At 58.2% G+C, this 19816-nt stretch carries 22 protein-coding genes; 13 read left to right on the top strand and 9 right to left on the bottom strand.

From position 1 onward, the window contains the following. Positions 1-6 precede the first annotated feature (6 nt). The 5 genes from ybeY to miaB all read right to left on the bottom strand — a co-directional run bounded on the left by ybeY (position 7) and on the right by miaB (position 4208). Complete coding sequence (gene ybeY / locus SHIM_RS18060) at positions 7-498, bottom strand: rRNA maturation RNase YbeY (RefSeq protein WP_054004081.1); 492 nt, start codon at positions 496-498, stop codon at positions 7-9. Between the two features lie 49 nt (positions 499-547). Beyond that, positions 548-1573: a PhoH family protein gene (locus SHIM_RS18055; RefSeq protein WP_054004080.1), complete on the bottom strand. Its 1026-nt coding sequence runs from the start codon at positions 1571-1573 to the stop codon at positions 548-550. Positions 1574-1756: 183 nt separating this feature from the next. Beyond that, a complete protein-coding gene (locus SHIM_RS18050; protein WP_054004079.1) occupies positions 1757-2053 on the bottom strand; it encodes a hypothetical protein in 297 nt (98 codons plus the stop codon). Between the two features lie 12 nt (positions 2054-2065). Further along, positions 2066-2641 (bottom strand): OmpA family protein, encoded by a 576-nt coding sequence (locus tag SHIM_RS18045; protein ID WP_054004078.1) that lies wholly within the window; start codon positions 2639-2641, stop codon positions 2066-2068. A 229-nt stretch (positions 2642-2870) separates the two neighbouring features. Then, positions 2871-4208 carry a tRNA (N6-isopentenyl adenosine(37)-C2)-methylthiotransferase MiaB gene (gene miaB / locus SHIM_RS18040; protein ID WP_054004077.1) on the bottom strand — a complete coding sequence of 446 codons (1338 nt, stop codon included), beginning with the start codon at positions 4206-4208 and terminating at the stop codon, positions 2871-2873. Positions 4209-4331: 123 nt separating this feature from the next. On the opposite strand from miaB, the gene SHIM_RS18035 reads away from it, so the two are divergent. Together SHIM_RS18035 and SHIM_RS18030 are read left to right on the top strand one after the other, a co-directional pair. Next, entirely contained in the window at positions 4332-5201 is an 870-nt protein-coding gene (locus SHIM_RS18035; RefSeq protein ID WP_054004156.1) for a hypothetical protein, read from the top strand. 45 nt (positions 5202-5246) lie between these two features. Continuing rightward, the gene (locus SHIM_RS18030; protein WP_206541377.1) at positions 5247-6002 is read left to right on the top strand and encodes a hypothetical protein; all 756 of its coding nucleotides are present in this window, start codon (positions 5247-5249) and stop codon (positions 6000-6002) included. Positions 6003-6029: 27 nt separating this feature from the next. Here SHIM_RS18030 and SHIM_RS18025 read toward each other — a convergent pair whose 3' ends face one another. Both SHIM_RS18025 and irr read right to left on the bottom strand, forming a co-directional pair. Beyond that, the gene (locus SHIM_RS18025; protein WP_054004155.1) at positions 6030-7016 is read right to left on the bottom strand and encodes an NADPH:quinone reductase; all 987 of its coding nucleotides are present in this window, start codon (positions 7014-7016) and stop codon (positions 6030-6032) included. A 94-nt stretch (positions 7017-7110) separates the two neighbouring features. Continuing rightward, on the bottom strand, positions 7111-7527 hold the full coding sequence (irr, locus tag SHIM_RS18020) for a Fur family transcriptional regulator Irr (RefSeq protein WP_054004075.1): 417 nt from the start codon (positions 7525-7527) through the stop codon (positions 7111-7113). A 196-nt stretch (positions 7528-7723) separates the two neighbouring features. On the opposite strand from irr, the gene fabA reads away from it, so the two are divergent. From fabA to SHIM_RS18000, 4 genes are all read left to right on the top strand, one after another. Beyond that, on the top strand, positions 7724-8230 hold the full coding sequence (fabA, locus tag SHIM_RS18015; RefSeq protein WP_054004074.1) for a bifunctional 3-hydroxydecanoyl-ACP dehydratase/trans-2-decenoyl-ACP isomerase: 507 nt from the start codon (positions 7724-7726) through the stop codon (positions 8228-8230). Positions 8231-8511: 281 nt separating this feature from the next. Further along, entirely contained in the window at positions 8512-9312 is an 801-nt protein-coding gene (locus tag SHIM_RS18010) for a crotonase/enoyl-CoA hydratase family protein (protein WP_193749961.1), read from the top strand. Positions 9313-9436: 124 nt separating this feature from the next. Next, entirely contained in the window at positions 9437-10666 is a 1230-nt protein-coding gene (gene fabB / locus SHIM_RS18005) for a beta-ketoacyl-ACP synthase I (RefSeq protein WP_054004072.1), read from the top strand. Positions 10667-10673: 7 nt separating this feature from the next. Beyond that, positions 10674-11465 carry an enoyl-ACP reductase FabI gene (locus tag SHIM_RS18000; RefSeq protein WP_054004071.1) on the top strand — a complete coding sequence of 264 codons (792 nt, stop codon included), beginning with the start codon at positions 10674-10676 and terminating at the stop codon, positions 11463-11465. A 17-nt stretch (positions 11466-11482) separates the two neighbouring features. Here SHIM_RS18000 and SHIM_RS17995 read toward each other — a convergent pair whose 3' ends face one another. After that, on the bottom strand, positions 11483-12556 hold the full coding sequence (locus tag SHIM_RS17995; protein ID WP_054004070.1) for an NAD(P)H-dependent flavin oxidoreductase: 1074 nt from the start codon (positions 12554-12556) through the stop codon (positions 11483-11485). Positions 12557-12653: 97 nt separating this feature from the next. Continuing rightward, the gene (locus SHIM_RS17990) at positions 12654-13082 is read right to left on the bottom strand and encodes an FKBP-type peptidyl-prolyl cis-trans isomerase (RefSeq protein ID WP_054004154.1); all 429 of its coding nucleotides are present in this window, start codon (positions 13080-13082) and stop codon (positions 12654-12656) included. Positions 13083-13221: 139 nt separating this feature from the next. On the opposite strand from SHIM_RS17990, the gene SHIM_RS17985 reads away from it, so the two are divergent. From SHIM_RS17985 to SHIM_RS17955, 7 genes are all read left to right on the top strand, one after another. Then, entirely contained in the window at positions 13222-13905 is a 684-nt protein-coding gene (locus tag SHIM_RS17985) for a haloacid dehalogenase type II (RefSeq protein ID WP_054004069.1), read from the top strand. A gap of 4 nt (positions 13906-13909) precedes the next feature. Further along, a complete protein-coding gene (locus tag SHIM_RS17980) occupies positions 13910-14740 on the top strand; it encodes an alpha/beta fold hydrolase (RefSeq protein ID WP_054004068.1) in 831 nt (276 codons plus the stop codon). Positions 14741-14752: 12 nt separating this feature from the next. Further along, complete coding sequence (locus tag SHIM_RS17975; RefSeq protein WP_054004067.1) at positions 14753-15727, top strand: threonine ammonia-lyase; 975 nt, start codon at positions 14753-14755, stop codon at positions 15725-15727. Positions 15728-15756: 29 nt separating this feature from the next. Continuing rightward, positions 15757-16956 carry an endonuclease/exonuclease/phosphatase family protein gene (locus SHIM_RS17970; RefSeq protein WP_054004066.1) on the top strand — a complete coding sequence of 400 codons (1200 nt, stop codon included), beginning with the start codon at positions 15757-15759 and terminating at the stop codon, positions 16954-16956. Then, the gene (pcaD, locus tag SHIM_RS17965; protein ID WP_054004065.1) at positions 16957-17745 is read left to right on the top strand and encodes a 3-oxoadipate enol-lactonase; all 789 of its coding nucleotides are present in this window, start codon (positions 16957-16959) and stop codon (positions 17743-17745) included. Continuing rightward, on the top strand, positions 17738-18448 hold the full coding sequence (locus SHIM_RS17960) for an alpha/beta fold hydrolase (RefSeq protein ID WP_054004064.1): 711 nt from the start codon (positions 17738-17740) through the stop codon (positions 18446-18448). The genes pcaD and SHIM_RS17960 overlap by 8 nt, the downstream gene beginning before the upstream one ends. 118 nt (positions 18449-18566) lie before the next feature. Next, positions 18567-19769 (top strand): TCR/Tet family MFS transporter, encoded by a 1203-nt coding sequence (locus SHIM_RS17955; RefSeq protein WP_054004153.1) that lies wholly within the window; start codon positions 18567-18569, stop codon positions 19767-19769. Positions 19770-19816: the final 47 nt, after the last annotated feature.

Raw genomic sequence — 19816 nt, 5'->3', positions numbered from 1 at the left:
CCCCGTTCATATCTCATATGGGTCCGAAAGACCCATTTTGCCAAGTATGGCTGTTTCCAGCCCTTCCATCAAAGTGGCATCTTTGTCACGGATATGATCATATCCCAACAAATGCAGCACACCATGCACAACCAGATGCGTGACGTGATCCGCCATCGGTTTCCCAGCAGTTTCAGCCTCTCTTGCGCAGGTTTCAAAGGCAATCGCAATATCGCCCAGTTCAGGATCCAGCCCCTCAGGTGCAGATGGCGTATCTCCGTCCACCTCCGCCCCACGCTCCTCACTCGGCCAGCTGAGAACATTGGTCGGCGTCGGCTTGTCGCGAAATTCGGTGTTCAGTTCGGCAATACGCGCATCATCACAGGCCAGCACAGCAATTTCGAAATCACGCGCTTCCATGCCAAGATGCAGAAAGGCGGCTTCAGCCGCCGCTTCGGCCAGCGCCTCAAAACCCATCTCACTCCAGCGGTCATCCTCGATGATCGTATCCGTCAGCACGGCGCGCTCTGCCTGCCTAGAGCGATAAGCCGTCGCAAGACCCCGCGCTTCACGACTTCTTCTCTTTCGCCGCCAGTGTCCTAATTGCGTCAGCGTCATAGGCTTTGATGATCGCCGCCACCAACGGATGGCGCACAACATCATCTGCAGTGAAATAGTTGAAGCTGATGTTTCTGATGCCCCCCAAAAGTCGCTCCGCGTCTTTCAGGCCCGACGGCACTCCGCGCGGCAAGTCGATCTGGCTGCGGTCGCCTGTAATGACCATGCGAGATCCCTCGCCCAATCGCGTCAGGAACATCTTCATTTGCATCGTTGTGGCGTTCTGCGCCTCATCCAGCACCACAAAGGCATTCGCCAATGTCCGCCCACGCATGAACGCCAATGGCGCAATCTCGATCTTCTTTTCCTCAATCAGCTTGGCAAGCTGTTTCGCCGGCAAAAAATCATTCAGCGCATCATAAAGCGGCTGCATGTAAGGATCGACCTTGTCCTTCATGTCCCCCGGCAGATAGCCCAGCTTTTCGCCGGCCTCTACCGCCGGACGGGACAGAATGATCCGATCCACATGGCCTTGAATGAACATGTTCACGCCCACCGCCACTGCCAAATAAGTTTTGCCGGTACCCGCAGGCCCGATGCCAAACGCCAGTTCATGTTTGAACAACGATTGCACATAAGTTTTTTGGGCATCCGTGCGCGGCTCAACCAGCTTCTTGCGGGTTTTGATCTCAACCGTGCCGCCTTTGAACATCTCCATCTGGTCGCCATCACGCACGCCGGTGCCCTCTTCCGAGCCTCCCATGCGAATCTCGCGATCAATGTCACCGCTCTCCACGGACTTGCCGCTTTCCAGCCGGTCGTACAGCGATTGCAACACATCTACTGCCTCGGCACGCGGCACGTCCTCGCCAAAAATGGCCAAATGATTGCCGCGGCGCAGGATCTGAACACCCTTTTTTTGCTCTATATCCGCGAGGTTGCGATCAAACTCTCCGCAAAGCTCGATCAAAAGACGGTTGTCCGGAAACTCGACCGAAGTCTCTTTGGCGGTTTCGGACTCTGGCGGCGGGGTCATCGCACCTGTGGGCAAACAGCTCTCCTGCAAACTAGATGTTGTACGTTGATGGTGCCAACTTGCTCAGGCAGGTGCAAGCGCTGGCCTGCGAATTTTCTGTGACAGGCGCAAAAAACTGCTGGTCGCGCACGAAAAAGCCGCGCACCCAAAGATACGCGGCTTTAAAACTGTCAGCCCGTTGGCTTAGATGCTGTCAGGGAAAGAGCTTCCCTTTTTGAACGGACCGGTTGCCACGCCGGGAGGCGCCGTGCCGGAACAAACCGGTTTGCCATAGGGATCAAGCCGTTGACTGAGGTAACCCTCGACGCCATCGTCGATGATCCAGTGGTCGCACCCATTCGGGTCCACCCAGATACCTGCCGTCAGGTTGCTCAGATGGCCACTGTCCCGCGCGTTATCCACGGTCTTGTCGATCTTGTTTCCACAAGCGGAAAGACCGCCGACGACCGCCAAAAGCAATGTGCCTTTGATAAGTTTCATGTCCGTCTCCCCTTAGCGCAAACAGATGATTTCGACGCGGCGGTTCTGTGCCATGCCGGCCGAGGTGCCGTTGGTGGCACGCGGCATACGCTCGCCATAGCCACGTACGTCAACGACGCGCGCGCCCGCTTGCTTGCCCACTTTGGCCACCGCGTTCGCACGATTATAGCTCAGGCGCATATTGTAATCGTCGCTTGCGCGGCTGTCGGTGTGACCCGCAACAATAAAGGCAGACGCCGTTGAGTCCTGAAAGAACTGCGCCAGTTTCTGGCGATTGGCCCCGTTGATGTAAAACTTGTCAGTGGCAAAAAACTGATCCGAGTTCATCACTCCGCAGACATTGCCACGCCGACAAACCGGAATACCCTGACGGTTCACGTGCGGCGTCATATAGCCTTCGACACCGTCATCCATTACCCAATGTTCGCAGCCATCCGGATCGACCCAAACAGTTGGGATATATTTCTCTCCTAGAACAGTCCGCTGATTCTGTGCCGCCGCCGGTTGTGTCACGGCAACGACCGCGACACACGCCACGGCCAGCCCCGCACATATAGCGCGGACGGTTTTTTTGATTTTCTCCGCCAAAACGACTTCCTCTCACAATCCCCCAACGACGCGATTGCGAAAGCAGCCCCCACATCACGCCCAAACAGTAAGACCGAGATTACCGGAAATCCCAAATTTTCCAAGGACTAATGCCCTGTCCGTCGGGTCAGGAAACAGAAAAATGGCAAATTTATGTCGAGAAACTCAACGAAACTTCCGCGCCCAAGGCCAATCTGTCCTGCGCGCTAAAATTGTTTCCAACCTGCGATCAATCGGATGCGAGAACGCCGCCCAATGAGTTTGTCTCGCTTTTTACGATTCTCACCTTGGCAATCTCGCCCACTTTCGCGCCCGCATCTGCGACATGCACCGCGTGCAGATATTCAGACTTTCCAACCATTTGGCCCTCAAGCCGTCCGGCCCGTTCAAACATCACCTGCACATCGCGGCCGACCATGCTTTCCTGAATGGCGCGCTGTTGCTGAGTGATCAGTGCCTGCAAACGATACAAACGATCGGTTGCCTCCGCATCATCCACCAAAGGACGTTCTGCCGCCGGTGTGCCGGGGCGGGTTGAGTACTTAAAGCTGAACGCCTGACCGTATTTGACCTCTTCGATCAAATCCATGGTGTCCTGAAAATCCTGCTCAGTCTCTTCTGGGAAACCGACAATGAAATCACCTGACAACAAAATATCCGGCCGCGCCGCGCGGATCCGCTCCACCAGCCGCAAGTAACTGTCGCGGTCATGATTGCGGTTCATCCGCTTCAGAATTTTGTCGGATCCGGACTGCACGGGTAAATGCAAGTACGGCATCAACTTTTCGCAAGTGCCATGCGCTTCGATCAGGTCATCCATCATGTCGTTGGGATGGCTTGTGGTAAACCGGATGCGCTCCAGACCATCGACTTTGTCGAGCTCCCAGATCAATCCGGCCAGCGTCATATCCCCGCCAGCTCCGGCCCCGTGATAGGCATTCACATTCTGTCCCAACAAAGTGATCTCACGCACGCCACGCTCCACCAGATCCCGCGCCTCACTCAGCACACGATCCACCGGACGGCTGACCTCGGCACCGCGTGTGTAAGGCACCACACAGAAGGCGCAGAACTTGTCACAGCCTTCCTGAACGGTCAAAAACGCCGCTGGCGCACGCTTGGCCTTCGGCCGACTTTTCAGACGCTCAAACTTGTCTTCCTCGGGAAAATCCGTGTCCAGCGCCTTAGCGCCCTCTTGGGTCTTGGCTTCCATTTCAGGCAAGCGATGATAGGCCTGCGGCCCGACCACCAGATCCACCATTGGTTGGCGGCGCATGATTTCCTGCCCCTCAGCCTGCGCAACACAGCCTGCAACACCGATCTTCACGTCCGGATTCTCGACCTTGAATGCCTTGAGACGTCCCAGTTCGGAATAGACTTTTTCTGCCGCTTTTTCGCGAATGTGACAGGTATTGAGCAGGATCATATCCGCATTATCCGGCGTCTCGGTGGTCTCATACCCCGCCCCGCCCATGGCCTCGGCCATACGCTCGCTGTCATAGACATTCATCTGACAGCCATAGGTCTTGATAAAGAGCTTCTTCTTTTCAGAGACGGTATCGGACATGGAACGCTTCCCGCTGCGGTTTCAAGGCGCCTCCCTACATCAAAAGCAGGGCGGCTTGCAATGCACGCCAATTTAACCGATTTTGACGCCAACAGGCGCAAGAACCGCATCCAAAGGCCGAGCATGACATACGACTCACTCAACCAATTGATCCGCGCGGGCAAATCCGAATTCGCCAAAGGACCCATCGCGTTGATTTTTGTCGAAGACGACGTGGAAATCGACAGCACCATCCGCCATCATCTTGATCTTGGGTTTCTCAAGGTTTTCGTCTTTATGCCGGATGCTTTTGAGCTGGCCGGGGATCTGGCCGAAATCTGTCCGCGCGTGCGCATGGACAACACCCGCAGCGATCAGGTCATGCAGGCCGTTTCGGCTGTGAATGATCTTATGATCGGTCAGTGGGTTTATTACTGTTTCAACGCCGAGTACCTGTTTTTCCCGTTTTGCGAAACGCGCACCGTGGGCGAAATGCTCACCTTCCACACCGAAGAGCGTCGCGACGCCATGCTGACCTATGTGGTTGACCTTTATGCGCCCAATCTGGATGAAACCCCAAACGCGGTCTCGTTGGAAAAAGCCCAACTCGACCGCTCCGGCTACTACGCACTTGCGCGAAATGACCCCGACAACCACAACCATCCCAAAGAGCGACAGCTCAATTTCTTTGGCGGCCTACGCTGGCGGTTCGAAGAACACATTCCGGCTGACAAACGTAAAATCGACAGAATTTCTCTTTTCCGCGCGCAGCCGGATCTGAAACTGCGCGAGGATTTCACCTTTTCAGACGAAGAATACAACACCTACGCCTGCCCGTGGCACAACAACCTGACGGCAGCGGTCTGTTCCTTCCGCACCGCCAAGGCGCTGAAGGCAAACCCCGGTAGCATGTTTGAGGTCAAAGACTACCGCTGGCACAATTCCGTGCCCTTTGAATGGCACTCCCGCCAGTTGCTCGACCTTGGGCTTATGGAGCCGGGGCAATGGTTCTAGGGTTTGTGATCCTTCAGGATCAAAAACCCGTTGCCCGGCAGGGGCTTGCATAGCAAGCTCCCGAAAAGGTTAAGTGTAAAAATTGAAAGACAAGAATTGTTTTCAGAACTCGTTTTTATTGCGTTCATCGTGTTTCTGTCGCTCGCCTTATGGTGGGCCCTTGTCCTTTTTCCGCTGATTTGGCGTGCCCGCGTCTCAGATCGACGTCACGCCCAGGCGATGTCAGCTTTGATCGTTTCGTTCACCGCTGTCGCACTGGCATATTTGGCAGGCCCCGCGAATGCGTTGTTGGTGGCACTATTCCCCCCCGTTGCTGCCCTGTTCGTCTTGGATGTGGTCAATGCATTCGAGCTGGTGCCCAAGTCAGCCGCCTTCTTCTTTCTTGGCTTCACCGGCCCACTCGCGCTGGCAATCATTGTCGCTCGTATGTTCCGAGAACGCCTCTCCTCAACGTCAACCACGCTCCTGCTCTGTGGCGCGGTTTACGTCGGCACGCACATCGGACTAGTCACCGCCAATCGACCGTATCAGGCGTTCCTATTTGACCGCGCAACAGAAGCGCAGGCCACCTGCATCAATCTGAACGCCTTACACGGCGTGCTGCCCGCAGTTTTTGGCTTTGAGACCGATCGGCTCCACGCTTTCATCGTTGCTGATGGGCAAACCAAATATTGGAGCTTTCGGGAAGACCAATTCATCCCATATCCACCAAACAGTCACCGAGAAATCGGCGAGAACACAAGCTGCCTCGATTTCTCTGAAACCAAAGCGCCCTTTCGAACATTCCCTAAGCTTTTTTAGAATGCTCTGAGCCGGACTTCAAAGCCCTCAACAGCGCACCAAAACCGCCCCCGTGCGCCCACCAGTCTCAACCATCTCATGCGCATTGGCCGCCTTTTCAATGGCAAAGATGTGAGGCGGCTCAAACCGCAACGCCCCTGCGGTCAACGCCTCATGCAGCTTCGCCACAGCCGCCAACCGCGCCTCCAGTGGAAGAATATAGATCAACGTGATGTCCAGCTTCAGCGCCTTAAACAGCATTGGGCCAAACGGCATTTGAGGCGCCATATCCTTGGCCGAGCCATAGGCCGCAATCGTGCCCAAAGGTTTCATCACCTCACATAATATCGGCAGGTTTGGTCCAAACTCGACCTCCACCGCGCGATCCACGCCTGCGCCATCGGACCCCGCCATGATGTCCGCCACCAACGTCTCGCTGCGGTAGTCCAACACCACGTCGGCCCCTGCGGCCCTGACGCGCTCCATATCCCGCGCGCCACAGGTCGCGATCACCCGCGCGCCAGCCCAGGCCGCCAACTGCACCGCCAGATATCCAACGGATCCGCCGCCACCGGACACCAACACTGTCTGCCCCGACACATCGCCGCCGCCGAACACCGTCTGCGCCGCCGTCAGACCCGGAATGCCCAGAACCGCGCCATCCTCAAGCGAAACGCCGGCTGGCAAGGCCACCGCCATCTCTGCAGGCACCGCAATGTATTCGGCACAAGTGCCAAACGCCCGCTGCCACTGCCCGTTCCAGAGCCAGACCCGCTGTCCCACGCGGTTCGCATCAACGCCCGCGCCCACGGCTTCAATCACGCCCGCACCGTCACTGTGCGGTACAATCACCTCAAAGGCCGGTTTGGTCACACCAGGGCGCGATCCACTGCGTGCTTTGCAATCGGAGGGGTTCACCCCTGAAAACGCCACCCGCACCAGAACCTCGCCTGGTCCGGCCTCAGGTGTTGCGATGTCTTCCACAGAAACAACATCGCGTGCAGGGCCAAATGCCCGCCAAGTCACAGCTTTCATGACGAAAATCTCCTCTTTGCGCGCACAGTTCCACACCCCGCGCACAGGTACAATTCTGATAGATTGGAAAAACCCGACGTCGCGGGGAAATGCCTCAGGTGCGCCGCAGGCGGATCACTACGTCCACTTTGGCGATCTCGGCGCCTTCTGGCACATCAGGCAACCGCGCAATCTGCAACTGCTCCGCCGGAGCATCGGTAAGTTTGCGGTCATCTTCCCAGAAAAAATGCGGATGGTCGTGGGTATTGGTGTCAAAATAGCTCTTGGAGCCATCCACCGTAATCTCCTGCATCAAACCGACATCGCAAAACGCACGTAACGTGTTGTAAACAGTGGCCAACGACACGCTGTCGCCGCTCTCGCGCACCGAGTCAAACAGGCTTTCGGCTGTGACGTGGCGGTCGTTGCCATCCCCCACCAACAGCGATGCCAGTGCCACACGCTGTCGCGTGGGGCGTAATCCAGCCGAAGCCAGCCACTCAGAGCCAATGCGGGTCGCTTGGTCAATCATCTTGATATCCCATTGGGGTGCTGCGCTTTCACGCCTGCCTAACAGGGCTTATACCGCGCCCTGCCCCCTTGTTTCAATTGAAAATGATTTGCAACTGACCGGACGCGTTGTCACAGCCATCTTGCGGGACCAAGGATGCAGGTGTTAGACGGGGCGTAACACAGCAGCTTACCTAGACTAAAACAAGGACCCTCGCATGGCCAATCACCCTACCAGCTTTGACAAAGAGGACCTTTTGAAATGTGCCCGAGGCGAACTTTTTGGCCCCGGCAACGCACAGTTACCGATGCCGCCCATGCTGATGATGGACCGCATCACCGACATTTCCGCAGACGGCGGTGAATTTGGCAAAGGTCACGTTGTGGCTGAATTCGACATCACGCCAGACCTGTGGTTCTTTGACTGCCACTTCCCCGGCAACCCGATTATGCCCGGCTGTCTGGGTCTGGATGGTCTGTGGCAGCTGACCGGCTTCAACCTCGGCTGGCGCGGCATGCCTGGCAAAGGCATGGCGATGGGTGTGGGCGAAGTGAAGCTCAAAGGCATGGTCAAACCCGACCGCAAGATGCTGACTTATAACGTCGAGTTTACGCGCATCATCGACCGCAAACTCAAACTTGGCGTCGCCAATGGTACAGTGCATGCCGACGGCGAAGAGATCTACGCAGTCAAAGACATGCGCGTGGGTCTGGCAGCGGAATAAGCTGCACCACAGATTGTTGAGAAAAAGAGGCCGGCAGGCCTCTTTTTGATTCATACCCCGGCATAGATCAGTATGCCAAAGCCAAAGCCCCGCTTTGGTTAGCCCCCGAACGGCGCCAAAGGGGCAGACGCTTTCCCCCCTCGGTTCGATCACTGGCAGCGCCGAAAACACCGATCCAATCTCTTTGGTCGCGACGTCGCATCGAAACCAAGTTGCCCTCCCCGCGATTACCTGTTCAGTCTTTAAAAAACCAACCAGTTTCGGAGGCCCCTTCCATGGCGATCACGATCGACACTTCCCGCTACTCCAATCTCGCAGTTCAGGAACACGACAACGGCGTCTGGACGGTCACCCTCAACCGGCCCACCAAGCGCAACGCGCTGGACATCAACACCATTGATGAGCTGGTTGATTTCTTCTCGCTCGCCCCGCGCGCTGGCGTGAGTGTGGTGGTGCTTGCCGGCTCTGGTGATCACTTCTGCGCCGGTTTGGACCTTATTGAACACCATGATGAGGACCGCAGCCCTGCCGACTTCATGCATGTCTGCCTGCGCTGGCACGAAGCTTTTAACAAAATGGAATACGGCGGCGTGCCGGTTGTTGCGGCCCTGCAAGGTGCCGTCGTGGGTGGTGGCTTGGAGCTGGCAAGCTCGGCCCACATCCGCGTGATGGATCAAACCGCCTATTTCGCTTTGCCAGAAGGCCAGCGCGGACTCTTTACCGGAGGTGGCGCCACCATCCGCGTCACTGACTTGGTCGGCAAATCGCGTATGATCGACATGATGCTGACCGGCCGTGTTTACAAAGGCCAAGAGGCCGTGGATCTTGGCTTGGCCCAGTACATCGTTGATGGGTCCAGCTTTGATCGTGCGATGGAATTGGCAGACAGAATTGCGCAGAACCTGCCTCTTTCGAACTTCGCTATCTGCTCTGCTGTCAGCCATATCCAAAACATGTCGGCTATGGATGGCGCTTACGCAGAGGCCGTTGTCGCTGGCGTCGTGAACACCCAACCTGATGCCCGCACCCGCTTGGCAGCCTTTGCCGACAAGAGCGCGGCCCGCGTCCGCCCCACTGATTAAGTGGCCTTTGAGCAGGGACAGCCACAAGGTCCCTGCTCAATCCCGCCCTCCAGCAACACCATAGCTTGCGTCTGTACGCCTATATCCCCTACATAGTGCTCAACACATCTAAGGGAGAGCGCACATGCGTCGCGTCGTCGTTACCGGACTGGGTATCGTTTCCTCAATCGGCACCAATGCCGAAGAAGTCACCGCCTCGCTCAAAGTGGGCAAGTCCGGCATTTCCGCCAGCGCGGAAATGGCCGAACACGGGTTCCGCAGTCAGATCGCGGGCCACATCGACATCGACGTGAAAGAACACGTCGACAAGCGCGCGCTGCGCTTCATGGGCGCTGGTGCTGCTTACGCCCATATCGCCATGCAACAGGCGATTGCCGACGCGGGTCTCGACGAAGACCTGGTCGTGAACGAACGCACGGGCCTTGTGGCTGGCTCCGGTGGGCCATCGACTTCGGCCATGCTGACCGCCCACCAAACCGTGCTCAAAACCGGCGCCACCAAACGCATCGGCCCGTTTGCAGTGCCAAAATGCATGAGCTCGACAATTTCCGCCAACCTCGCCACGGCGTTCAAGATCAAGGGCATCAACTACTCGATCACCTCGGCTTGCTCGACTTCGCTGCATTGCATCGGCAACGCGGCAGAGCAAATCATGATGGGTAAGCAAGACGTGATGTTCGCCGGCGGCGGCGAAGAGCTCGACTGGACGCTCAGCTGCCTGTTTGACGCTATGGGCGCCATGAGCAGCAAGTATAACGACACCCCCGAAAAAGCCTCTCGTGCGTTTGACGAAAACCGCGACGGCTTTGTGATTTCCGGCGGCGGCGGCATTGTCGTGCTGGAAGACCTAGAACATGCGCAGGCGCGCGGCGCAAAAATCTACGCCGAAGTCACCGGCTTTGCCGCAACGTCGGACGGCCATGACATGGTCGCGCCCAGCGGCGAAGGCGGCGAGCGCGCCATGCGTCTGGCAACCGCCACCCTGCCCGAAGGCCGCAAGGTCAGCTACATCAACGCACACGGCACCTCGACGCCAGTCGGCGACGTTGGCGAAGTTCAAGCCGTCCGCCGCGTGTTCGGCGAAGGCAGCACACCGCCCATTTCCTCGACAAAATCTATGACCGGCCACGCGCAAGGCGCTGCTGGCGCTCTGGAGGCCATCTTCTGCCTGTTGATGCTGGATGGGGATTTCATCACGCCATCAATCAACGTCGACACACTTGATCCGGCGATTAACCCGGACGAAATTGCAACAAAAACAATTGAAAACGCCGGTCTTGATACGGTGATGACAAACAGCTTTGGCTTTGGTGGCACCAATGGCTCGATGCTGCTGTCGAAGTTCAAGGGATAACCAAGACATGTCAAAAACACTGCAGGGCAAACGCGGCCTGATTATGGGCGTCGCCAATGAGCGCTCGATTGCATGGGGCATCGCCAAGGCGATGCACGAAGCAGGCGCCGAACTGGCCTTCACCTATCAAGGTGAGGCCTTTGGCAAACGCGTGGCCCCACTGGCCGCAAGTCTCGGCAGCGAGTTTCTCGTGGACGCCGACGTCAGCGATGACGCCTCATTGGACCGCGCGTTTGACGAGTTGTCCGACAAGTGGCCCACAATCGACTTTCTTGTTCACGCGATTGCCTATTCCGACAAGAACGAGCTTTCCGGCCGCTTTGTCGACACGACGCGTGCCAACTTCAAAAATTCGCTGGATATCTCTTGCTATTCTCTGATCGAAGTGGCGCGTCGCGCGCACCCGATGATGGCGGAAAATGGCGGAACCATCCTGACGCTGACCTACCAAGGCGCCAACCGCGTAACACCGTTTTACAATGTCATGGGCGTTGCCAAAGCCGCCCTTGAAAGTGCCACGCGTTATCTGGCCAACGACCTTGGCCCTGACGGCATCCGTGTAAACGCAATCTCACCCGGCCCCATGAAAACACTGGCCGGAGCCGTGATCGGTGGTGCGCGCAAAACGTTCCGCCAAACCGAGCAAAACGCGCCGCTGCGCGTCAATGCCACGCTGGAAGCCGTCGGCGGCACTGCGGTTTATCTGGCCTCTGACGCAGGCGCTTGCACCACGGGCGAAATCCTTCGGGTGGATGGTGGCTACCACGTACTCGGCATGCCTCAGCCGGAAAACCTCTGATCCAACTTGGGGCGCCTCTATTGGGGCGCTCCGCTTGGACAAGCTGCCCGCAGCTCTGCTCCGATCTCTTGCAAAATTTGGGTTGCCGATCCGCCGCGCACCTGCGCTGCGCCGATGCCTGCCCACTGCGCTCCATATCCGGTTTCATCAACCGCCTTGGCCGCCGCGTTTAACGCTTTGCCCGCGTCATACGCTACCGGATACGCTGGCGCATTCTCTGGCCCCAGAGCCGCGCCCAACGCAACAAAATGATTACTCAAACACCGCGCGGCACGACCTGAGATAGCACGAGTCATGACGGTCGGGTGCGCCTTGGGGGCGCGCAACGCTTTTCGGTATGCGTCATCCGCCGCCGTTTCATCCGCGTCGATGAACGCTGTCCCCAGCTGCGCAGCCACCGCCCCCGCCGATAAAACCCGCGCCACGTCCTTGCCGTCCATCAGCCCGCCAGCCGCGATCACTGGCACCTCCAGCGCGGCGTGCAAGTCTGCCACCAAGGCCAACGTCGACATCTGTGCATCCGGCGCTGCAGGATCAAACACCCCGCGATGCCCGCCTGCCTCAATCCCCTGCGCCACAACCGCGTCCACGCCAGCTGCAACACACGCCTCGCCCTCTGCCACAGATGTCGCGCTGGCAAACACCAGATTGCCCTCGGCCTGAAGCTCCGCAATCCAACCCGCATCCGGCAGTCCAAAATGCAAACTCACCACACCCGGACGCTCTTGCAACAGCATGTCCATCATCCGCCGATCCTGCACGAACGATTGATAAATTTCGTCCAGCGCATCAGGCGGCTCAACACCAAGTCTTGCAAACGTCGGGCGCAGTGCGTCAATCCACGCGGCTTCCTTGGCCGCGTCCCGCACCGCTGGCGCGTGGCAAAACACATTGGCATTCACAGGCTTGTCCGTCAGCGTCCGAGTTGCCCGCAACATGTCACGCGCGACTGCGACGCCAGCAGCACCAAGGCCCAGCGCCCCCAATCCGCCAGCATTGCTTACTGCTGCCGCCATCTGGGGCGTTGATACTCCCGCCATCGGCGCTTGGAGAATTGGCCACTTCAAGCCCAGCCGTGTCATAATATCCATCTCGCACCTCCCGTTGCACCAAAGCTAGCGGCCCCACGCGCAAAGAAAAAGCCCGCCAAACGACGGGCGGGCTTTCAATCTAGAGTATGCGGTCAGATCAGTTGATCGACACCAGCTCAATCGCAAACGTCAGATCTTTACCAGCCAGCATATGATTGGCGTCCAACTTGACGGTTTCGTCCGTGATCTCAACCACAGTAACGGGCACGACCTGACCAGTCGGCGCTTGCATTTGCAGCTGCAAACCAACCTCAAGCGGAATTTCCGCCGGGATCTGTTCACGTGGCACGTCCTGCATGGCGTCGTCCGAACGCGGGCCATAGGCCTGCTCCGCCGGGATCTCAGACACTTTTTTGTCCCCCACGCTCATGCCGTCCACTGCATTATCAAACCCCGGGATCACCTGACCGGAACCCAGTGTAAACTCAAGCGGATCACGCTCTTCCGAGCTGTCAAAAACCGACCCGTCGCTCAAGGTACCTGTGTAGTGAATGCGAACCGTATCGCCCGATTTTGCGGCTGTCATGGCCTGTCCCATCTCCGAATAAACCCGCCCCTTCCGGGGCTCATAAAGCGCGCACCCTAAAGTCGCCGCCGCCAAATGGCAAACGCCCCTTTTCGACCCACATGAAACCTGCCACTCTGCGCCCAAACGGGAGGATCACATGGCCATCACCACCTGCATCTTTGATGCTTACGGCACGCTCTTTGACGTGGCCGCCGCCGCACGCGAAGCTGCCTCTGAACCGGGACGCGACGCCTTTGCCAAACACTGGACCAAAGTTGCCAATGACTGGCGTCTGAAACAGCTGCAATACACATGGCTGCGCGCGGTTTCCAGCGCCCACGCCGATTTCTGGGAAGTCACGCAGAACGGTCTGGACTGGGCGCTCGAAGCCTCCGGTCTGGACGGTGACGCCGAGCTGCGCGAACGCCTTCTCGCGCTTTACTGGGAACTGACAGCCTATCCTGAGGTGCCGCAAATGCTGGCCGATCTCAAAGCCCGCGGCATGAACACTGCGATTCTGTCCAACGGTTCGCCCGACATGCTCGATGGCGCGGTCCAAAGCGCAGGCGTGCAGGAATTTCTGGATGATGTGTTAAGCGTCGAGAGCGTTGGTATCTTCAAACCTGCGGACGTGGTCTACGAACTTGTCACCAAACGCTTCGGGTGTGCGCGCGACGAGGTGCTTTTTGTATCATCAAACGGCTGGGACGCGGCCTGCGCAACCGGATACGGCTTTAAAACTGCTTGGGTCAATCGCGCCAACGAACCAGTAGATCGCATGCCTTGGACACCCGCAGTTGTCTTGTCCGACCTCACGTCCATCCCCAACCACGCAAAGTAATCCCATGCCCACATTCACAACCTCTGACGGCCTTTCGATTTACTATGACGACACCGGTGGCGACGGCCCCGCGGTGCTCTGCCTTGCTGGTCTGACCCGCAACAGCACCGATTTCGATTACGCGCTTCCTGCCCTTCGCGATGCGCGCGTAATCCGGATGGATTATCGTGGGCGCGGCAAATCGGAATGGGCCGAGGATTTCGCGACCTATTCCATCGACCGCGAAGCGCAGGACGCGCTCGAACTGCTCGACCATCTCGGACTTGAAAAGGCTGCCATCCTTGGCACCTCACGCGGCGGTCTGCTTGCCCTACATTTGGCCAACACCGCGCGCGATCGGCTTACCGGAGTCTGTTTCAACGACGTGGGGCCAAAAATCGAAACCAGCGGGCTGGAAATAATTCTGGTGTTTATCGGCCGAAATCCGATCTGGAAAACCCATGACGCGGCCGCCGCCGCATTTGCCCAGCGGGTGCCAGGTTTTGACGGCGTGCCTGCCAGCCGTTGGCGCGAAGAAGTTGAGAAACACTTTATCCAAACACCTGACGGACTTACCATCAATTACGACCCCAAATTGCGCAACGCCGTGCTGTCCCAATTTGACCCCCGCGGTCCCCAGCCGGATCTCTGGCCTTTGCTGGATGCCCTCAAAGGTCTGCCGCTTGCAGTGATCCGGGGCGCCAACTCCGATATCCTATCGCCAGAAACCTTTGCAGAAATGCAAAACCGCCAACCCATGCTGGCCGTCGAAATCGCCAATCGCGGCCATGTCCCTTTTCTGGATGAACCAGAGGCCGTCAAAGTTCTAAACGATTGGACCCAACAGCTTACTTGATTGGAAACGCTCATGAATATCGACATGATCCGCGCCGCCGCTGACCGTCTCAAGGGCCACGCCCGCCGCACACCGATGCTCACGTCTCCGTTTCTGGACGACATCGCGGGCCGCCGTGTTTTGATCAAACCGGAATGTCTGCAACACACCGGGTCCTTTAAATTCCGCGGAGGTTGGTCGGCAGTGTCCGCTCTTGACGAAGCAACCCGCAAACGCGGCGTCATCGCCTATTCATCGGGCAACCATGCCCAAGGCGTGGCCTTGGCTGCAGCACAGCACGGCGCTCCGGCTGTGATTGTGATGCCGCAGAACGCACCCAACTTGAAAATCGACAACACCCGCGCTTTGGGCGCCGAGGTGGTGCTCTATGATCGCGCGGGCGGTGAAAGCCGCGAAGCGGTCGGCGGCAAAATCGCCGAAGAACGCAACCTGACCCTGATCCGCCCTTATGACGAACCGCAGGTGATTGCAGGTCAAGGCACCACCGGTCTTGAGATCGCGGAACAGGCGGCGGAATTGGGTGTGACCTCTGGCGACGTTTTGGCCTGTTGCGGCGGTGGGGGCCTCACATCCGGCATCGCGCTGGCGCTAGAAGCAGTTGCCCCTGAAATGCGGGCCCGTCCGGTTGAACCCGAAGGTTTTGACGACGTCGCACGCTCGCTCGCATCCGGCACAATACAGTCCAACCCGACGCAATCCGACTCACTCTGCGATGCCATTATCACGCCGCAACCGGGCGACTTAACCTTCCCGATCCTGTCGCGCCTTTGCGGCCCCGGCATGGTGGTCAGCGAAGACGATGCATTGCGGGCGATGGCCCTGGCCTTCAAACGGTTGAAAATCGTGGTCGAGCCCGGCGGGGCCGTCGCTTTGGCTGCAGCCCTCTTTCACAGTGACAAAATCGAAGGCGACGCAGTTGTGGCCGTCTGTACCGGTGGCAACGTCGACGCCGACGTTTTTGCCACTGCCATCACCCGCTTTGACTGACCCTACGACAGCCCCAACAGGACAGTGACATGACCCGTTTCACAATCGCTTCTTTCAACGTCAAAAACCTCATCGGCGCGGATCAGGAATACTACACCTTCCAATCCTACACGCCCGAGGAATACGCGTGGAAGGAAGACTGGACCGCCAGCCAACTCTTCTCGATGGACGCTGACATCGTCGGCTTTCAGGAAATCTTCGAAGAAGACGCTCTGCGAGATGTGATTGCCGAGGCCGACCGCATTGGCGAGGCGTCAAATGATGCCGTGATCCCTGACAAATCAAAACGCTACCATCGCAAAGCGATCTTTCGCAAACTCGGTTACACGCCATATGGCACTGGCGGCCTTTTTGTGGCCCCCAACTCCAATGACACCGGCACCCCGGGCAACCGTCGCCCCGGCGTCGCGATCCTGTCGCGCTTTGGCTTTGTCGGCACGCCCGAGATCATCCAGAACCTGCCAGAGCCACTGGACATCCCGTTCCGCGAACTCACTGGTGAGGACGGCGGCCACTATCGCGTGTCTCGCCTCTCTCGCCCAATCCTTAAGGCGCGCATTCCGGTCAGCGACACGACCACGATCACCGTTTTCAACTGCCATCTGAAATCCAAACTTGGCGAATTCCCGCGCCCGGATGGTGCAGATCACGCGCCCGAGGCCGATCTCGCCAACTACGACGCTGTTGGGCGCGCAATGGGCGCAATGCGCGCCGCGTTGCGCCGCATGGCCGAGGCATGGGTGCTGCGCCGCGCCATCGTAGAAGAGTTGGAGGCGGGCCACCCTGTCATGGTCATGGGCGACTTCAACGACGGCGAACACGCGGTCAGCTCCGAAATCATTTCCGGCGAGGTGCCCTTCCGCAATTATTCGTGGATGCTGCGCCACGATGCCAAACACGGCGCCGACAGGTATAGCCGCGAAGAAAACGACATCATCCAAGACGCGGTCAACAAGGTCCGCCTGACTTCGGCGGAATCGCTGTTTGTGCGCAAATCCATGCGCGACATGGTCTACACAACGGCCTTCGGAGGCGTTTACGAAAGCATCGACCAGATCTATCTGTCACGCCACTTCCAGCCCGACAGCCCGCAAACTATTGGCGAGATGGAATATTTCTCGGTTCTCAACGACCACCTCACCGACGGAAGCCACGCCGAAGCCCCTTACAACAAACTTGCCTCCGATCACGGTCAGATCATGGCCCATATCCGCTTGAAAGACGCCTAAATGCCCCTCGCCAATCTCAACGGGATTTCCGTGCACTACCGCGAAGACGGCGACCCTTCCGGTGCGCCAGTCCTTTTTGTCAATTCGCTCGGCACAACAATGGGCCTTTGGGACCCGATCCTGCCGCACCTGACAGACGGCCTGCGCATCATCCGCTATGATATGCGCGGTCACGGCGAAACCGACGTGCCGCCCGCGCCTTATTCCATGGGCACACTTGTCAAAGACGCCGAGGCCTTGCTGGATCATCTCAAAATAAAAGACGCCTTGGTTGTCGGCCTGTCGATTGGTGGCATGGTGGCACAAGGCTTGGCCGTCAAACGCCTCGATTTGGTGCGCGCCATGGTGCTTTCCAACACGGCAGCCAAAATCGGATCCCCAAAACTCTGGGACGACCGCATCGAACAGGTGCGCAAAGACGGCCTCACCGCTTTGTCAGACGCCACAATGCAGCGCTGGTTCAGCCGTGATTTCCTGATCCGCCCTGAATTGGCCCATTGGAAAGCCATGTTCGAAAGCACCCCGCCCGAGGGCTACATGGGCTGTTGCGCCGCCATCAAAGGCACCGATTTTTACACACCCACCTCTGGCCTTCGCCTTTCCACACTGGGCATCGCAGGGGCCGAGGACGGTGCCACGCCCCCCGATCTGGTGCGCGAAACCATCGGGCTGATCCCGGGAGCGCGCATGGAATTGATGCGCCGCACAGGCCACCTGCCCTGCGCCGAAAAGCCAGAGGCCTACGCCGCGCTTATCAACACATTCCTCAAGGACACCGCCCATGTCTGACATCCTTTTGGTGCACGGCTCCTGTCACGGGGCTTGGTGTTGGCGCGACCTGATCCCTGCGCTCGAAAATCTTGGCCACACAGCGCGCGCCATCGACTTGCCCAGCCACGGCGAAGATCCGACGCCAATCGCCGATGTCACGCTCGACACCTGCGGCCAAGCCGTCGCGGACGCGCTCGACAAAGACACCGTCGTTGTGGGCCACAGCTGGGCTGGCTTTCCGATCTCTCGCGCGGCCGATCTCGCGCCCGGCCAGATCTCCCGCCTGATCTTTCTCTGTGCCTATGCACCGTGGGATGGGTATTCGCTGGCCGACATGCGCCGCGCCGCACCGCGCCAACCGATCTTGGATGCCGTCATCAAATCAGACGATGGCCTCAGCTACACCATCGATCCCGCCAAAACCCGCCGCGTGTTTTATCACGACACACCGGCTGGCACCGAAGACCTCGCAAATGCTCACCTGTGCCCGCAGCCAATCCTGCCGCAGGAAACCCCGATTTCACTTGGCCAAGGTTTCGCGAAAACGCCCAAATCCTACATCCGTTGCACCGATGATCAGACTATCCCACCGGAATTTCAAAGCACCATGACCGAGACCTGGCCGCACGAAGATGTCTATGACATGCCCACCAGCCACTCTCCGTTTTTGGCCGACCCAAAGGGGCTGGCCACGCAGCTGGACCATATCCTCACTCGCTAATCCGCGTTCTGAAATCTTTCAAAAATAGGGATCTCCGCACTTTCCATTTATTTCATTTCCACCCATGTATTCCTGTACCGCGCGCAACCCGTGCGCGAAACGCAACACGGATCTCTCGATGACAAACCGCCTGCCAATTCTGGTCATTCTTGCCACGGTCACCATCGATGCGATGGGAATCGGCTTGATCATTCCGGTCATGCCCGACCTCATTGGCGAGGTCATGGGCGGCGATCTGGCAGACGCCGCGATCTGGGGAGGCATCCTCGCCACCGTTTTTGCGGTGATGCAGTTCCTCTGCGGCCCGCTACTGGGCAATCTCTCTGACCGTTATGGACGACGCAGAGTGCTGCTGGTTTCACTGGCCGTCATGTCAGCAGATTACGTCATCATGGCACTGGCCAACTCTATGTGGCTCTTGGTTGTCGGGCGCATCATCGCCGGCATTACGGCTGCCACATATGCCACCGCATTGGCCTATATGGCCGACATTTCAAAACCCGAAGACAAGGCCAAGGCCTTTGGTCTCATCGGCGCGGGCATTGGCATCGGCTTTGTGCTTGGCCCCGCTCTGGGCGGCCTGCTGGCGCAATTTGGCACCCGCGCGCCCTTTTGGGCCGCAGCCATACTTGCGGGCGGCAACGCGCTCCTGGGTTGGTTTGTCCTGAAAGAAACGGTCACCGACGCCACCCGCCGCGCTTTTGAATGGCGCCGCGCCAACCCGCTCGGAGCACTAGAAGCGCTTGGCCGACTGCCATCCATGAGCAAACTTCTGGTGGTGTTCTTTCTTTATCAGGTTGCCGCCGCCGTCTATCCGGCAATCTGGCCCTATTTCATTATCGAGCGCTTCGGCTGGGGAGAAGGCATGATCGGCCTCTCGCTGACCGCCTACGGGCTCTGCTATGCAATTGTGCAAGCGACCCTCATTGGTCCCACCGTGAAATGGTTGGGGAACCGTCGCACCGTGGTTGTCGGCCTTACACTGGAAGCGGTCGCGCTGGTCTATCTGGGCATAATCGACACCGGCCTGCTGCTCTTTATTGGTATTCCGATTGCCGCGCTGTCCACTGTCGGCTTGCCTGCACTACAAGGCATCATGTCGCGCCGCGTGTCTGATGATGCCCAAGGCGAGCTACAAGGCATCTCGTCTTCGCTCACCTCGCTTGCGCATATCCTCGCCCCATTGGTGATGACGCAAACCTTTGCCTACTTCTCCTCTGACCACGCGATTCTCTACTTGCCCGGCGCACCGTTCCTTCTGGCCGCCCTGCTGATGGTTTTCTCAATCGTGGTGTTTCAAAACTCACGTGGCGGCAAATAGCCACAAAACGACGCTTGATGTCTGGATTGACGCGCACAGTTCGTTAA

This window comes from Shimia sp. SK013 (assembly GCF_001292625.1).
Lineage (GTDB): Bacteria > Pseudomonadota > Alphaproteobacteria > Rhodobacterales > Rhodobacteraceae > Shimia.
The sequence above is the reverse complement of the archived record's forward strand: the minus strand, read 5'-3'. Positions and strand labels throughout refer to the sequence as shown.

Bases quoted from the DNA above. Each gene is read 5' to 3' on its own strand.
- SHIM_RS17975 (WP_054004067.1), top strand. From the start codon at position 14,753: ATGAATATCGACATGATCCGCGCCGCCGCTGACCGTCTCAAGGGCCAC.
- SHIM_RS18000 (WP_054004071.1), top strand. From the start codon at position 10,674: ATGTCAAAAACACTGCAGGGCAAACGCGGCCTGATTATGGGCGTCGCC.
- SHIM_RS17995 (WP_054004070.1), bottom strand. From the start codon at position 12,556: ATGGATATTATGACACGGCTGGGCTTGAAGTGGCCAATTCTCCAAGCG.
- SHIM_RS17985 (WP_054004069.1), top strand. From the start codon at position 13,222: ATGGCCATCACCACCTGCATCTTTGATGCTTACGGCACGCTCTTTGAC.
- fabB (WP_054004072.1), top strand. From the start codon at position 9,437: ATGCGTCGCGTCGTCGTTACCGGACTGGGTATCGTTTCCTCAATCGGC.
- SHIM_RS17980 (WP_054004068.1), top strand. From the start codon at position 13,910: ATGCCCACATTCACAACCTCTGACGGCCTTTCGATTTACTATGACGAC.
- SHIM_RS17960 (WP_054004064.1), top strand. From the start codon at position 17,738: ATGTCTGACATCCTTTTGGTGCACGGCTCCTGTCACGGGGCTTGGTGT.
- miaB (WP_054004077.1), bottom strand. From the start codon at position 4,208: ATGTCCGATACCGTCTCTGAAAAGAAGAAGCTCTTTATCAAGACCTAT.
- SHIM_RS18050 (WP_054004079.1), bottom strand. From the start codon at position 2,053: ATGAAACTTATCAAAGGCACATTGCTTTTGGCGGTCGTCGGCGGTCTT.
- SHIM_RS17970 (WP_054004066.1), top strand. From the start codon at position 15,757: ATGACCCGTTTCACAATCGCTTCTTTCAACGTCAAAAACCTCATCGGC.
- SHIM_RS18055 (WP_054004080.1), bottom strand. From the start codon at position 1,573: ATGACCCCGCCGCCAGAGTCCGAAACCGCCAAAGAGACTTCGGTCGAG.
- pcaD (WP_054004065.1), top strand. From the start codon at position 16,957: ATGCCCCTCGCCAATCTCAACGGGATTTCCGTGCACTACCGCGAAGAC.
- fabA (WP_054004074.1), top strand. From the start codon at position 7,724: ATGGCCAATCACCCTACCAGCTTTGACAAAGAGGACCTTTTGAAATGT.
- SHIM_RS17990 (WP_054004154.1), bottom strand. From the start codon at position 13,082: ATGACAGCCGCAAAATCGGGCGATACGGTTCGCATTCACTACACAGGT.
- SHIM_RS17955 (WP_054004153.1), top strand. From the start codon at position 18,567: ATGACAAACCGCCTGCCAATTCTGGTCATTCTTGCCACGGTCACCATC.
- SHIM_RS18035 (WP_054004156.1), top strand. From the start codon at position 4,332: ATGACATACGACTCACTCAACCAATTGATCCGCGCGGGCAAATCCGAA.
- SHIM_RS18025 (WP_054004155.1), bottom strand. From the start codon at position 7,016: ATGAAAGCTGTGACTTGGCGGGCATTTGGCCCTGCACGCGATGTTGTT.
- irr (WP_054004075.1), bottom strand. From the start codon at position 7,527: ATGATTGACCAAGCGACCCGCATTGGCTCTGAGTGGCTGGCTTCGGCT.